14 protein-coding genes are annotated in these 14,424 nt (G+C 62.6%); 6 read left to right on the top strand and 8 right to left on the bottom strand.

What is annotated here, in order from left to right:
* Window positions 1-134: 134 nt before the first annotated feature.
* A complete protein-coding gene (locus ACODSV_RS27330; protein ID WP_069075011.1) occupies window positions 135-1,040 on the bottom strand; it encodes a TauD/TfdA dioxygenase family protein in 906 nt (301 codons plus the stop codon).
* Window positions 1,041-1,221: 181 nt separating this feature from the next.
* Between ACODSV_RS27330 and ACODSV_RS27335 the strand changes: the two genes are divergently transcribed.
* Window positions 1,222-2,142: a LysR family transcriptional regulator gene (locus ACODSV_RS27335; RefSeq protein ID WP_024072753.1), complete on the top strand. Its 921-nt coding sequence runs from the start codon at window positions 1,222-1,224 to the stop codon at window positions 2,140-2,142.
* A gap of 29 nt (window positions 2,143-2,171) precedes the next feature.
* On the opposite strand, the gene ACODSV_RS27340 is transcribed toward ACODSV_RS27335, so the two are convergent.
* Window positions 2,172-3,173 (bottom strand): ABC transporter substrate-binding protein, encoded by a 1,002-nt coding sequence (locus tag ACODSV_RS27340; protein ID WP_150054094.1) that lies wholly within the window; start codon window positions 3,171-3,173, stop codon window positions 2,172-2,174.
* A 288-nt stretch (window positions 3,174-3,461) separates the two neighbouring features.
* On the opposite strand from ACODSV_RS27340, the gene ACODSV_RS27345 reads away from it, so the two are divergent.
* The 3 genes from ACODSV_RS27345 to ACODSV_RS27355 are packed head-to-tail and all read left to right on the top strand — an operon-like array spanning window position 3,462 to window position 7,506.
* Window positions 3,462-5,054, top strand: a complete 1,593-nt coding sequence (locus ACODSV_RS27345) for an ABC transporter permease (protein WP_150054093.1) — start codon at window positions 3,462-3,464, stop codon at window positions 5,052-5,054.
* Window positions 5,051-5,866 (top strand): ABC transporter ATP-binding protein, encoded by an 816-nt coding sequence (locus ACODSV_RS27350; protein WP_102624811.1) that lies wholly within the window; start codon window positions 5,051-5,053, stop codon window positions 5,864-5,866. Before ACODSV_RS27345 ends, ACODSV_RS27350 begins: the two co-directional genes overlap by 4 nt.
* 29 nt (window positions 5,867-5,895) lie before the next feature.
* Window positions 5,896-7,506: an arylsulfatase gene (locus ACODSV_RS27355; protein WP_150054092.1), complete on the top strand. Its 1,611-nt coding sequence runs from the start codon at window positions 5,896-5,898 to the stop codon at window positions 7,504-7,506.
* On the opposite strand, the gene ACODSV_RS27360 is transcribed toward ACODSV_RS27355, so the two are convergent.
* The gene (locus tag ACODSV_RS27360; protein WP_150054091.1) at window positions 7,478-8,557 is read right to left on the bottom strand and encodes a fatty acid desaturase; all 1,080 of its coding nucleotides are present in this window, start codon (window positions 8,555-8,557) and stop codon (window positions 7,478-7,480) included. The two genes, ACODSV_RS27355 and ACODSV_RS27360, sit on opposite strands and share 29 nt — an antisense overlap.
* Before the next feature lie 101 nt (window positions 8,558-8,658).
* On the opposite strand from ACODSV_RS27360, the gene ACODSV_RS27365 reads away from it, so the two are divergent.
* Window positions 8,659-9,663: an AraC family transcriptional regulator gene (locus ACODSV_RS27365; RefSeq protein WP_024072748.1), complete on the top strand. Its 1,005-nt coding sequence runs from the start codon at window positions 8,659-8,661 to the stop codon at window positions 9,661-9,663.
* Between the two features lie 127 nt (window positions 9,664-9,790).
* On the opposite strand, the gene ACODSV_RS27370 is transcribed toward ACODSV_RS27365, so the two are convergent.
* Together ACODSV_RS27370 and ACODSV_RS27375 are read right to left on the bottom strand one after the other, a co-directional pair.
* Window positions 9,791-10,156 (bottom strand): response regulator, encoded by a 366-nt coding sequence (locus ACODSV_RS27370; RefSeq protein ID WP_024072747.1) that lies wholly within the window; start codon window positions 10,154-10,156, stop codon window positions 9,791-9,793.
* A gap of 38 nt (window positions 10,157-10,194) precedes the next feature.
* On the bottom strand, window positions 10,195-10,881 hold the full coding sequence (locus ACODSV_RS27375) for a Crp/Fnr family transcriptional regulator (protein WP_150056533.1): 687 nt from the start codon (window positions 10,879-10,881) through the stop codon (window positions 10,195-10,197).
* Window positions 10,882-10,964: 83 nt separating this feature from the next.
* Between ACODSV_RS27375 and ACODSV_RS27380 the strand changes: the two genes are divergently transcribed.
* Window positions 10,965-11,492, top strand: a complete 528-nt coding sequence (locus tag ACODSV_RS27380) for an Mpo1 family 2-hydroxy fatty acid dioxygenase (protein ID WP_150095603.1) — start codon at window positions 10,965-10,967, stop codon at window positions 11,490-11,492.
* 127 nt (window positions 11,493-11,619) lie between these two features.
* On the opposite strand, the gene ACODSV_RS27385 is transcribed toward ACODSV_RS27380, so the two are convergent.
* The 3 genes from ACODSV_RS27385 to cysT are packed head-to-tail and all read right to left on the bottom strand — an operon-like array spanning window position 11,620 to window position 14,308.
* A complete protein-coding gene (locus tag ACODSV_RS27385) occupies window positions 11,620-12,600 on the bottom strand; it encodes a sulfate/molybdate ABC transporter ATP-binding protein (protein WP_024072744.1) in 981 nt (326 codons plus the stop codon).
* A gap of 3 nt (window positions 12,601-12,603) precedes the next feature.
* Entirely contained in the window at window positions 12,604-13,476 is an 873-nt protein-coding gene (gene cysW / locus ACODSV_RS27390; protein ID WP_024072743.1) for a sulfate ABC transporter permease subunit CysW, read from the bottom strand.
* A gap of 13 nt (window positions 13,477-13,489) precedes the next feature.
* Entirely contained in the window at window positions 13,490-14,308 is an 819-nt protein-coding gene (cysT, locus tag ACODSV_RS27395; protein WP_024072742.1) for a sulfate ABC transporter permease subunit CysT, read from the bottom strand.
* Between the last annotated feature and the right edge of the window lie 116 nt (window positions 14,309-14,424).

Genomic DNA, 14,424 nt, shown 5'->3' on the forward strand with positions numbered 1-14,424 from the left:
GCTTCGCAGCCCAACGCGGGGCAAGCCCGCTCGCCACAACAAGCCCGCTCGCCACGGGTTACTGTTTGCTAGTTCTATCTCTTAACTGACTGGCATCAGGGCTTGCCCCCTCCCACAGGTGAAGCGTTGTCAGCTCAGAGACCTTTGGTGGTCTGGCTGCGCTGCCCCTGCACACCCACCGGCACATCGCCCTTGAGCGTCACCCGGCGCACGATGCGTTCCTGGGTGCCGTAGTCGTCCACCGCGTAATGCTGGGTCGCGCGGTTGTCCCAGATCGCCACGTCGCCGGTATTCCAACGCCAGCGCACGGTGTTTTCCAGGCGGGTGACGTGGCTTTGCAACAGGTTGAACAACTGGGTCGAATCTGCCTGGGAATAGCCTTTCAGGCGCTTGACGAAGTGCCCCAGCAACAGGGTCTTCTCACCACTGACCGGGTGTACGCGCACCACCGGGTGCTCGGTTTCGTACACCGTCGAGGTAAACACCTTGCGGTATGCCTCGAGCCGCTCTGCCGACACATCCGGCTTGAGCGCGGCGTAGTCGTATTCGTTGCTGTGCACCGCCCACAAGTTATCCGCCAGTGCGCGCAGTTCGACGCTGAGGTCGTTGTAGGCGCTTGAGGTGTTGGCCCACACCGTGTCGCCACCGGACTTGGGGGCGAGTACCGAACGCAGGATCGAGGCTTTCGGGTAGGCGTCGACGAAGGTCACGTCGGTGTGCCAGGAATTGGCGCGCTGGCCACGGGTACCGTCCAGTTCCATCAGGAAGCGCGTACCGTCGCGCACCGGCACCGTCGGGTGGGCAATCGGCTCGCCGAGCAAGTGGGCGAAAGCTTCCTGACTCTGGTCATCGAGGTGGGTCTGCTCACGGAAGAAGATCACCTTGTATTGCACCAGCGCCTGCTGGATGGCGTCGACCGTAGCGGCATCCAGATCGCCGGACAGCCTAATGCCACGGATCTCGGCGCCGATGCGGCCGGCGACCGGGTGAATATCCAGCGCCTGGGCGACGGGTTGAACAGCTAATGCGGCGTTGCTCATTGTGATGACCCTCTTGTGCCTACTGATGGTGGGGAGCTTTCCGACAACGCTCTATTCATATGCAATTTAGATCTAGCAAATGAACCAATGCTTCATTGACGGAATAAGAGCTTGCATTTAAAACCTCTGCTCCCGTGGTCGCAAATGCCTTCGACCTATTTTTAAGATGCAGGGAAAGCATATGGATCTTCGCCAACTGCGGTACTTCATCGCCCTCAACGAACACCGCAGTTTCGTGCGTGCGGCGGACGCCATGGGCATCACCCAACCGGCGTTCAGCCGCAGCATCCAGGGGCTGGAACAGGAATTCGGCTGTGTGCTGGTCGACCGCGGCCACAAGGATCTGCGCCCCACGCCGGAAGGCCAAGTGGTACTGCAACACGCGCTGACCCTGGTGCATGGCGCCAACCTGCTGAGCAGTGAAGTGACGCGCATGACCAAGCTCGACGCCGGCGACCTGCGCTTTGGCTGCGGCCCGGCGCCGGCGGTGAAACTGGTGCCGGATGCGGTGGCGCGCTTTATCAGCGCCCACCCGAAAATCCGTACCAGTTTCCAGGTGGATAACTGGGAAAAACTCAGCCGCGCCCTGAGCCGCGAAGAGATCGAATTCTTTATCGCCGACATCCGTCAGTTCGAAGCTGATCCGAATTTCCAGACCCGTGCACTGACGCCCAAGCGCGGGGTATTTTTCTGCCGCCCGGGGCACCCGCTGCTGGACAAGGACAGCCTGTCGACCAACGACATGTTCGACTACCCGCTGGCGTCGCCGCTGATCTCCCAGGGCATTCGCAAACTGTTGGCGAACCTGAGTGGGCGCATGGATTTTTCCCCGAGCATCCAGACCGAACATTTCCCGGCGCTGGTGAAGATTGTGCTGCAGTCCAATGCCATCGGCGTGGGCACCGAGGAGGCGTTCGCCGACGACATCGCCCAAGGCACGTTGAAGCTGCTGCACTGGCGCAACCTGCCGCAGAACATGGAGACCATGAGCGCCCGCTGCGGCATCGTCAGCCGCACCGGTTCGCGGTTGTCGCCAGCGGCGAAGGCGATGATCGAGACCTTGGTGGAGGTGGACAGCCAGGAGATGAGTGTGGCGGTTTGAAGGGCCTCATCGCCTGGACACCACCCAACTCAGAGCCCCGCCGCCGCCAGATTCGGCGCCACCCAGTCACTCACCTGGAACGACTTGCGAATCAGCTTCTCCTTGGAGGCCAGGTCCACCGCGCCCTGCAATTTAGCCAGGAACACCGGGTCCAGGGTCGACGGGAAGACCTCGCTGAGGGTCTGGTCTTTCAAGTCATTGGTGAGGATCAGCGGCGGGTAGCTGGCCAGCCCGGACACCAGCGCAATGTAGGCCTGCTTGTTGTTGTCATCGGTCAACCATTGCACCGCCTGCTGCTGGGCCTTGAGCAGCTTGGCCACGGCGTCGGGATGCTCGTCGACAAACTGTTTGCTGCCCACCAGCACCGCCTGGACGCTGCCGGCGCCGCCGAGATCCTTGGTGGTCAGGGGTATTTCAGCCAGCCCCTTGGCTTGCAACGCCGTCAGGTTCGAACCGCCCCAGGTGGCGTCGATCTGCTTGGCGGCCAGCGCGGCATTGGCGGCGCTGTAGTCCAGGCTGATGACTTTGAGGTCCTTCTCACTCAAGCCCTGGCTGGCCAGCGCGCTGTCGAACGACAGTTGGCTTGCCGTACCACGGAACACCGCGACGCGCTTGCCCTTGAGGTCCTGCAAGGTCTTGATGCCAGAGCCCGGTACCACGCCGAGGTACTGCTTGATGTCCCGCGCGGTGGCACTGAGCAAGCGCGTCTCCAGGCCATTGGAGCGGCCGATGATCGCCGCCAGGTCGCCCAGGTAAGCCAGGTCTACCTGCCCGTTGGCAAAGGCTTCATTGATCACGGGGCCGGCGCCCTTGAAGTAATTCCACTGGATCTTGATGCCTTGGTCGGCAAAGGCTTTTTCGAAGATCTGCTGCTCGCGCAGCACGTCCGTTATGCCCCCACCACTGTGCTGGCTGCCGGCGCTGAGGTCGGGCACGGCGATGCGGATTTCCTTGAGGTCGGCAGCCTGTACCAGGCCCGCCAGTGCGGTGCCTGCGACCAGGGTGATCAGACGTTTGAAAGGCAGTTTCATAAGCGCAGCTCCTTGTGGGCGAGGGTCGCCTGGGGAGCAGAAAGTAGGCACAGGCGGATAAAAACTTTAAATACTATAAATTCACAATTTAATAGCTTTTAGATCTATGCAAGTGAAAACGCCGGCCCCAGAGGACTATGCATAAACAGCATCGAAAATATTCTTCGAATGCATTGGATGCGTGCCGGGCAGAAGCTTTAAATGATTTTTCTTATCCCCCAATCATCTTGATTACGTTTTTATAAGATCAAAAACACATAACGCCATCGGCGACAACGGAGGTCCTCCATGGCCCGAATTTCACTTTTGAGCCTCCCGCTCGCGGCCCCCGGCGCCACGCCACGCTGGCCGCTGCGCAGTGAACGGCTGTTGCCATGGTTGCTGCCGGTGACGCTGTTGGCGCTGTGGTGGCTGGCCAGCCGCAATCACTGGATGAGCGAGCAGATCCTGCCGCCACCGTCCCTGGTGTGGAGCAGCGCCGTGGAACTGGCCGGCGGCGAGTTGTGGAGCCACCTGGCAATCAGCCTGCAACGCCTGTTCTGGGGGCTGCTGGCGGGCATTGGCGCCGGGGCGCTGCTGGGGGCGTTGCTGGGTTTCAGTGCGCGCGCCGAGCGCCTGGTGTTTCCGACGTTCAGCGCATTGTCGCAAGTACCGACGCTGGCCTGGATTCCACTGTTCATGGTGTTCTTCGGCATTGGCGAAACCCTCAAACTGGTGGTGCTGGTGAAGGCGATCGTGGTGCCCGTGACCCTGCACACCCTGGTCGGCGTGCGCGACGCCCAACCCCAGTTGCGTGAAGCCGCCCGTGTATTGCGCCTGCCCACGTATCTGTTGATCCGTCGCCTGATCCTGCCCGCCGCGCTGCCGGCATTCATGGCCGGTGTACGCCTGGCCCTGGCGGCCGGCTGGACCTCGCTGCTGGCGGTGGAGTTGCTGGCCTCCAGCGAAGGCATCGGCTACCTGATGGTGTGGGCGCGCCAGCTGTTCATGTTGGATATTGTCTTCGTGTGCATCGTGGTGATCGGCGTGCTGGGCATCGCGATGGATCGCGGCATTGGCTGGCTGGATCGCAAATGGGTGCACTGGCCCCATCCGGCCACGGCGCAGATTCGTCGCGGGCCGCGCTATCAAGGCTGGCAGCGTTTGCAACCGTGGTTGCTGCCCTTACTGTTGCTGGCGCTGTGGCAGGTCGCGACGCAACAAGGCTGGGTAGACCCGAACATTCTGGTCAGCCCATGGGTGGTATTGCACACCACCGTCGCCGGGGTCGTGGATGGCAACCTGAGCGCTGCACTGGGCACCAGCCTGGGGCGAAGCCTGGGCGGGTTGCTACTCGGTGGCGGCCTTGGCTTTGCCATGGGCCTGTGGCTGGGGCTGTCCCGGCGCAGCGAGCGGGTCCTCGGGCCGACCCTGGCCGCCTTGCGCCAGATCGCGATTTTCGCCTGGGTGCCGTTGCTCACTGCGTGGTTTGGCCTGGGTGAGTTGGCCAAGTGGGTGTTCATCGCCCTCGCCGCCTTCTTCCCGCTGTTTATCGCCACCCAACGCAGCGTGCTGAATCTGTCGCCGCAGCTCAACGAAGCGGCGCAGGTGTTGCGCCTGAACCTGTTCCAACGGTTACGACGCCTGGTGCTGCCAGGCGCCGCAGCCGGTATTTTCGCCGGCCTGCGCCTGAGCCTGATCTACGCCTGGCTGGGCACCATCGGTGCGGAATATTTCATGCCGTCCAACGGCGGTATCGGCAGCCTGATGATCGGCGCCCAACAACTGCTGCGCATGGACCTGATCATGAGCGGCATGCTCCTGGTCGGCCTCACCGGCGCGGCCCTCAACCTGATCGGCCAGCGCATCGAAACCCGCGCCACCCGCTGGAGACACGCATGAACGCACCTATCGTCAGCTTCAACCATGTGGGCAAGACCTTTGACGTCGACGGCTTCGAGCTGGAAGCCATCCGCGAATTCAATCTGGAGATTGCCGAAGGCGAATTCGTCGCGATTGTCGGCTCCAGCGGCTGCGGCAAATCCACCCTGCTGCGCCTGTTGGTGGGGCTGGATACGCAGTTTCGCGGCGAGATCCGCGTCGACGGCAAAGCGGTCAGCGGCATCGGCGGCGAACGCGGCATCGTGTTCCAGGAGCACCGTTTGTTCCCCTGGCTGACCGTGGCGGAAAACATCGGCCTGGGCCTGGTCAACGAGCCGTTGAGCGAGGCCGAGCGAAACCGGCGCATTGCTGACTTTATCGAACTGGTCGGCCTCACCGACTTCACCCGCGCCTATCCGCACCAACTGTCCGGTGGCATGGCGCAACGGGTGGCGATTGCCCGCGGCCTGGTGGCCAGCCCGCGCATCCTGCTGCTGGACGAACCGTTCGGCGCCCTCGACGCCCTGACCCGCCAGCAAATGCAGGACGAACTCCTGGCGATCCGCGCCCGCGCCAAAATCACCACGGTATTGGTGACCCACGATGTGGAGGAAGCGATTTTCCTCGCCGACCGCGTGGTGGTGATGGAGCCCCGGCCTGGGCGAATCAAGCAGGTGGTGGATATCGCCCTGCCCCACCCGCGCCAGCGCAGCAGTTTCGAATTCCACCAACTGCGTGAAGAGCTGCTGCACGAACTGACCAGCGACGGCCATTACCAGCCGCCCGCGCGCGAACAGATCCGCGACCTGCCACTGGCCTTTATCGCCTGCTGAAAAACCGCCTGCTAATGAGGAGTGCCTTGATGCCGCAACGTCCCAATTTTCTCGTGATCCTGGCCGATGACATGGGCTTCTCCGACCTCGGGGCCTTTGGCGGGGAAATTTCCACCCCGCACCTGGACGCCCTGGCGCTGAACGGCCTGCGCCTGACCGACTTCCACACCGCCCCCACCTGCTCGCCCACCCGTTCGATGCTGCTGACCGGCACCGACCACCATATCGCGGGTATCGGCACCATGGCCGAGGCGCTGACCCCGGAGCTGATCGGTAAGCCCGGCTACGAGGGTTACCTGAATGACAAGGTGGTGGCGCTGCCAGAGCTGCTGCGCGAGGCCGGTTACCAGACGCTGATGAGCGGCAAGTGGCACCTGGGCCTGACCGCCGAACTGGCGCCTCACGCCCGCGGTTTCGAGCGTTCGTTCTCACTGCTGCCGGGGGCGGCCAACCACTACGGCTTCGAACCGACCTATAACGACGACACCCCAGGCCTGCTCAAATCCACCCCGGCGCTGTACATCGAAGACGACCGGTTCGTCGAGCAGTTGCCCAAGGATTTCTATTCCTCGGATGCCTTCGGCGACAAGCTGCTGCACTACCTCAAGGAGCGCGACCAGACCCGGCCGTTCTTCGCTTACCTGCCGTTTTCGGCGCCGCACTGGCCGTTGCAAGCGCCTGCGGACATCGTCGAGAAGTACCGTGGCCGCTACGACGCCGGCCCCGAAGTGCTGCGCCTGGAACGCCTGGAAAAACTCAAGGCACTGGGGCTGATCGACGCTGAAGTCGAACCCCACCCGTTGATCGAGCTGACCACCCAGTGGGCCGCCTTGACCGACGAGCAGCGCCAGGTATCGGCGCGGGCCATGGAGGTGTATGCGGCGATGGTCGAGCGCATGGACTGGAACATCGGTCGGGTCGTGGACTACCTGCGCCAGCTGGGGCAGTTGGACAATACGTTCATTGTGTTCATGTCCGACAACGGCGCCGAAGGTGCGCTGTTGGAGGCGTTCCCCAAGTTCGGACCGCAGTTGCTCACCTACCTCAACCAACATTACGACAACAGCCTGGACAACATTGGCCGCGCCAACTCCTATGTCTGGTATGGCCCGTCATGGGCGCAGGTGGCGACGGCGCCGTCGCGGTTGTTCAAGGCGTTCACCACCGAAGGCGGGATTCGCGTACCGGCGCTGGTGCACTATCCGCAGTTGTCGCTCAAAGGTCGTATCAGCCACGGGTTCGGCACGGTGATGGACATCACGCCGACCATCCTGGACCTGGCCGGCGTGCGTCATCCGGGCAAACAATGGCGCGGCAAGCCGGTGGCGCCGCTGCGAGGCAAGTCGTGGCTGGGCTTCCTCTCTGGCGAAACCACCCAGGTGCACGACGACAACACGGTGACCGGCTGGGAACTGTTTGGCCGCCGCGCGATTCGCCAGGGCCAGTGGAAGGCCGTATACATCCCCGGCCCCGTGGGCCCGGCGACCTGGCAGCTGTATGACCTGGGCCAGGACCCTGGAGAAATCCACGACCTGGCCTTGAGTCATCCGGACAAACTCGCCACGTTAATCGGCCATTGGCAACAGTATGTGGACGAAACCGGCGTGGTGCTCAGCGCATCGCCGTTTCAGCCGGATTGAGGCGGGCCTGCGGCCGCGTGGCGGGTTCAAGCCGATTGGCCCGCGCAAACGTACCGAAATCATTGAACCGCACGCCCATCTCAGCCATGACCTTATGCGCCACCTTGGCCGTCATCTGGCGGATGTAGAACGGTTCCTTGACCACAAAATGGTGAATCCCGTGGGTGCTGCCGAAGTTGAAGCAGAACGCCTGCAATGGCCACATCCACCAGGGGTTGAGTACTTGGGTCTGCTGGATCACATTGCCCAGCTCAACATCGCCGTAGTAGTGCATGTTGGAACTGACGAAGTGCAGGCAAAAGGTGCGCAGCACGTTGGGGCCGATGATCACCACGGCTGCGATATCGATCACGTGCATCACCTGCAAGGTACCGGCGGACCAGGCGATCGGCGTGCCCAGCAGGCTGGCGATGCCGTTGGCGGCATGAAAACCGAGGAACACGTACCACGCGCCCCAATGCAGCAACGCCAGCGGCGCGTACACCAGCAGCGAACGCTTGAGGATCTTGAGTTTGTGGTCCCAGGTCTTGGCGCGCAGCATGCGGATAAACGCCGACATCACGTTATCGCCCACCATCAGCAACCGCGCCAAGCCCCAGGGCTCGCCGTTGGTGATGGCGCGCTCTTCCATATCGGTCTCGGTGCCGGAGACCTTGTGATGATTGAGGTGCAGGTGCCGGCGAATCCACGGGTTGATGGTGCTCGGCCGCGCCAGCCAGACCAGGCCCATCATCAAGTTGTGCGGCAGGCGCTGCTTGCGAAAATACATGCTGTGGATCAGGTCGTGTTCCAGCTCGTGGGTCAGTGACGCCAGGAACGCGTTCAGCAGCAGGCACACCCACCAGGCCATGGCCCCCGTGATGTAGAGCGCCGCCGAGCCGATCATGCCGGCCAAGGCAAACACCAGTATGCCCGCGCCCAATGCGTCTTGATGCAACAGCCAGGGGTGCTGCTGGCGCAAGCGCACGCCTTCGGCCAGCACCACCTCACGGATATGCGCCGAACGCTGTTGTGCGTTCATCTGCTGGGGACTTGCAGAAGTACCGTCCATGCTTCCATCCTCTTGTTTACTGATGTGTCCATCCTGCCCCAAGCGATCCGGCAGGACGCTAGCCCCGGACGCCAACCTGTTGACCGCAAGCGCCAATCGCCATGACCGAACCGACTTCCCTCGCCAGCTGGACCCGCGCACTGCGCAAGCAGCTCGACGCCCTGGGCCTCGACAGCGCCGCCCTGTGCGCCCAGGCCGGTCTCGACCCCCAGCAGATGGACGACCCCAATGCGCGCTACCCGTTGTCGGCCACCACCCGGCTATGGGAGCTGGCGGTGCAGGCCAGCAACGACCCGGCGATCGGCTTGCGGGTGTCGCGGTTTGTCAGCCCGACCACCTTTCATGCGTTGGGCTATGCGTTGGTGGCCAGCGGCAGCCTGCGCGAGGTGTTCGAACGCATCGTGCGTTATCACCAGGTGGTCAGCGATGCCCTGACGCTGGAGCTGAGCCGGGAAGGCGAGCGCTACCGCTTTCGGCTGCTGCAACCGCCGGGCAGCCCGGCGCCGGCGCTGGAAGCCATCGATGCATTTGCCGCGATCTATGTGCGCACCTGCCGCAATCGCCTGGGCCGCGACTATGCGCCGTTGGCGGTTTACCTAAGGCGCCCGGAACCCGCCGACCCCAAGCCCTGGCACACGGTGTTCCGCGCCCCGGTGTTTTTCGGCGCCGAGGAAGACCGCCTCGAATTCGCCGCCAGGGATTTCGACAGCCACCTGGACGATGCCAACCCGGAACTGGCCGAACACAACGAAACCGTGCTCAAACGCACCCTTGCCCAACTGCAACCGCTGACCTGGGAACGCAAGGTGCGCGCGGCCATCGAGGCGCAACTGCCCGACGGCGAGCCGAATGCCGAGCGGATTGCCCAGGCGTTGCACTTGAGTTTGCGCAGTTTGCAACGGCATCTGGCGGACGAGGGGTGTCGCTTTGATGCGTTGCTCAATGAATGCCGGGAAAACCTGGCGCTGCTGCACTTGCGTGATCCGCAGTGCTCATTGGCGGAGATCAGTCATCTGCTCGGGTTTGCTGATACCAGCAGCTTTAACCGCGCTTTCAAGCGCTGGACGGGGATGACGCCGGGGCAGTTTCGGGATGGGTTGCGGTAGGTGGATTTGCGGGGTGGCTGAAGGCCTCATCGGGGGCAAGCCCCCTCCCACAGTTGAAATGCGTTCCCTTGTGGGAGGGGGCTTGCCCCCGATGGCGATCGTTCAGGCACTACCGTCACGGGATCATTCAGCGGCTCCGGTCCCGCCGCAACAGTTTCTTGACCCGCATCACCAATGCCTTGGCCGCAAACGGCTTGAGCAGGTAATCATCCTCGTGCAATTCCAGCCCGCGCAGGCGATCTTCAATCCCACCCGGCGTGGTCAGGAACAACACCGGCGTTTCGCCCTTCTGCCGAATCGCCTGCTGCAACTTCCAGGCATTCAAGCCCGGCAGCATGACATCCAGGATCACCAGGTCGTACTCCGCGCTTTCGACAAACCGCTGCGCCGCCATGCCGTTGGCCGCGACTTCCACGGTGTAGCCCGCCTCGTTCAAGCCCTGGGCCATCCGCTGTGCCTCTTCGGATTCATGTTCCACTAACAGCACGCGCATAACACACCTCGATTGATCAGGGTTGCAGGCTAACACCCTCAGGTGTGCGCCGCCTCTCGTAGCCGCTGTGCGTCGAGGATTTCGATCTCGCCGTAGCCCAGGCGCACGATGCCCTGGGCTTGCAGGTCCTTGAGCAAGGCATTGGTGGTCTGGCGCGACAGGCTCAACATCGCCGCCAGGTCTTCCTGGGGCAGTTGCAGCACGCGTTTTGACGGTTCCATGTCGCCGTAACCCTCAACGATCATCAACAGCCGATGGGCCAGGCGGACCGAGGCGGGCATCAGGCTGAGCTGTTCAAGGCCGATAAAACTCAGGCGCAGCTTCTGGCTCATCAACAAGGCCAGGTCACGCCAGTACCGGGGGGACTCCTCGAGGATCTTCAGCAACGCCTGCTGCGGCACCTGCACCAGCGTGCACGGCCCGGTGGCACAGGCGTCGTGGGTGCGTGGCAAGCCGTCGAACAGGCAGATTTCGCCGAACCAATAGGGCGCTCCCACCAGGCTCAACAGCGCTTCCTTGCCGTGCTCGTTCACCGCACTGACACGCAAGGTGCCTTCAAGCACCGCATACAAGCCGCAGGGCGGATCACCGCGCTTGAACAGATATTGTCCCGCCGTCAGCTGCCGCAGCCGGGCATGGGCCAGCAGACTATGCTGGAAAGGTACGGGCAGGTGACTGAACCAGTGACCGACGGCCAACCGGGCGTGCCATTGCGTCGCATCCATGGGAACTCCGAAGATTGTCGCCCAACTGACAGTTAGTCGCAGGCTGACAGGGCATGATCAAACATCCTACAGGAGGAACAACAATGAAAAGCCTCGTCGACCACCTCAGTCAATACGCCGCCTACCACCGCGACCCGCGCAATATCGCCAGCCACTTTATCGGCATCCCGCTGATCGTGGTGGCCGTCGCGGTGCTGCTTTCACGCCCGGAATGGCCGCTGGCCGGGCTCTGGCTATCGCCGGCCGTCTTGGTCGCGCTGCTGGCGGCGTGGTTTTACCTGCGCCTGGAACTGGCCCTGGGTGTGTTGATGACGGTACTGATGGGGCTGTCAGTGTGGGCCGGGCATGAGCTGGCCGCGCACAGCACGCAGGTGTGGCTCGGCAGCGGCATCGGCATGTTCGTGGTGGGCTGGGTGATTCAGTTCGTCGGGCACTACTACGAGGGCAAGAAACCGGCGTTTGTGGATGATGTGTCGGGGCTGATTGTCGGGCCGCTGTTTGTGGTGGCGGAGTTGGCGTTTCTGCTGGGGTTGCGGCATGACCTGAAGGCGGACATTGAGCAACGCTCGGGCCCGGTGGCGCGCCGCGATCTAAAGCCGAGAGAAATCTAAATGTGGGAGGGGGCTTGCCCCCGATGGCGGTGGGTCAGTTGATTTACAGGCTGGCTGATACACCGCTATCGGGGGCAAGCCCCCTCCCACATTTGGTTCCATTTTCACATTGGGTAGTGCGGAGTTATCACGCTTTTTGCCAGACCTTGGGCTTGAAGAACAGGGTCTCGCCACGGGCCAGGCCGGTCAGGCTGTCGTGGTCTTTCACCACTTCGGCTTCGATCAGCTCGCTTTGGCCTTCAACCTTCAACGTCACCCGCGTGGTCGCGCCCAAGGGGCGAATATCGCGCACTTCGGCGGCGTGGTGGTCTTCCAGCTCATGACGTGACAGCGACACTTCATGGGGGCGGAACAGCACATGCTGGTCTTCACCCAGGTGCAGGCGGTTGGAGTCGCCGAGGAAGTGGTACACAAAATCGCTGGCCGGGTTTTCGTAGACGTCGCCCGGTGAGCCGATCTGTTCGATCACCCCCTTGTTCATCACCACGATGCGGTCGGCGACTTCCATGGCCTCTTCCTGGTCGTGGGTCACGAACACCGACGTCAGGTTGATGTCTTCGTGCAAGCGCGCCAGCCAGCGGCGCAGCTCTTTACGCACCTTGGCGTCGAGGGCGCCGAACGGTTCATCCAGCAACAGCACTTTGGGCTCTACCGCCAGGGCGCGGGCCAGGGCGATACGCTGGCGTTGGCCACCGGAGAGTTGTTCCGGGTAACGGTCGGCCAACCAGTCCAACTGCACCATGTTCAGCAGTTCGTGGACTTTGGCCGCGATCTGGCTTTCGTTGGGGCGCTGGTTCTTCGGCTTCATGCGCAGGCCGAAGGCAACGTTGTCGAACACGGTCATGTGGCGGAACAGCGCGTAGTGCTGGAACACAAACCCGACATTGCGATCACGCACGTCGTGGCCGGAGACATCTTCACCGTGGAACACGATGCTGCCGGCATCCGGGGTTTCCAGGCCGGCGATGATGCGCAGCAACGTTGTCTTGCCACAGCCGGAAGGGCCCAGCAACGCCACCAGCTCGCCACTCTGGATATCCAGATTGATGCTGTCCAGGGCCTTGAAAGCGTTGAAGTTCTTGCTGACATTACGGACTTCGATCGACATGACTTATTCCTCAGCCGCTGCGGCGCGCAGGCGGTTAATACGGTTCTCGCTCCACTGCTTGAGCAGCAGGATGAAGAGCGCCAGGATCAGCAGCAGGCTCGCCACCGCAAAGGCGGCGACGTGGTTGTATTCGTTGTAGAGAATCTCGACGTGCAGCGGCAAGGTGTTGGTGACCCCGCGAATGTGGCCGGACACCACCGACACCGCGCCGAACTCACCCATGGCCCGCGCGGTACACAGCACCACGCCGTAGATCAGGCCCCATTTGATATTCGGCACGGTCACATGCCAGAACATCTGCCAGCCATTGGCGCCCAGCAGGCGCGCGGCCTCTTCTTCCTGGGTGCCCTGTTCCTGCATCAGCGGGATCAGTTCACGGGCGACAAAGGGCACGGTCACGAAGATGGTCGCCAACACGATGCCGGGCAAGGCGAACACGATCTGGATGTCATGCGCCTGCAACCAGGGTCCGAAGAGGCCCTGGGCACCGAACATCAATACGTAGACCAGGCCCGCGATCACCGGCGAGACCGAGAACGGCAGGTCGATCAGCGTCACCAGGATGCTTTTGCCACGGAACGAGTACTTGCTCACGCACCAGGCGGCGCTGACGCCGAATACCAGGTTGAGCGGCACCGAAATCAACACGGCGATCACCGTGAGCTTCAGCGCGGACAACGCGTCCGGCTCAAGGATCGCGGTGAAAAACGCACCGAGGCCGTTCTTCAAGCCCTGGGACACCACGATAAACAGCGGCAGCAGCAGGAACAGGAAGAACACCAGCCAGCCCAGGCCGATCAGGATGCGCCGGGAAACAGCGCTGCCACGGCGGGCTGCGTTGGCCGAGGCTGCAGCGGAAATAGACGATTGGGACATGTTCCGCGCCTCCTTATGGACGTTCGATGCGCCGCTGCAACAAGTTGATCAGCAGCAGCAGGACAAAGGAAACCACCAGCATCAGCACGCCGATGGACGTGGCGCCGCGGTAGTCGTATTGGTCGAGCTTGACCATGATCAGCAGCGGCAGGATCTCGGTCTTCATCGGCATGTTGCCGGCGATGAAAATCACCGAACCATACTCACCGACGCCCCGGGCAAACGCCAGGGCGAAGCCGGTCAGCCAGGCGGGCAGCAACGCGGGCACGAGGATATAGCGGAACACTTGCAACGGCTTGGCGCCCAGGCAGGCGGCGGCCTCTTCGACTTCCCGGGGAATATCGGCGAGCACCGGCTGCACCGTGCGCACCACGAACGGCAGCGTGACGAAGGTCAGCGCCAGGGTGATGCCCAAGGGGCTGTAGGCGATCTTGAAACCCAGGTCGGCGGCGAACTGACCGACCAGGCCGGTCGGTGTGTACAGCGCGGTCAGCGCGATACCGGCCACGGCGGTGGGCAGGGCGAACGGCAGGTCGATCATCGCGTCGATGATCTTGCGGCCGGGGAAGGTGTAGCGCACCAGCACCCAGGCCAGCAGCGTGCCGATCACACCGTTGATCAGCGCGGCGTACAACGCGGTGCTGAAGCTCAGTTTCAACGCCGCCAGCACACGGGGTGCGGAGATGATGTTCCAGAACTGATCCCAGGTGAGTTGAGCGGCATGTACAAACATCGCCGCGAGGGGGATGAGTACGATCAGGCTGAGGTACACCACGGTGTAGCCCAGCGTCAGCCCGAAGCCGGGTATGACGGGGGAAATACGACGCGACATAAGAGTCCTTGGTTAAAGGTAGAAACCACTGTAGGAGCGAGCTTGCTCGCGAAGAACTCAAGGGCACCGCGTTCATTCAGAATGCCCGCGTCATCATTGACGATCTTCGCGAGCAA

Source organism: Pseudomonas sp. FG86, assembly GCF_057808775.1.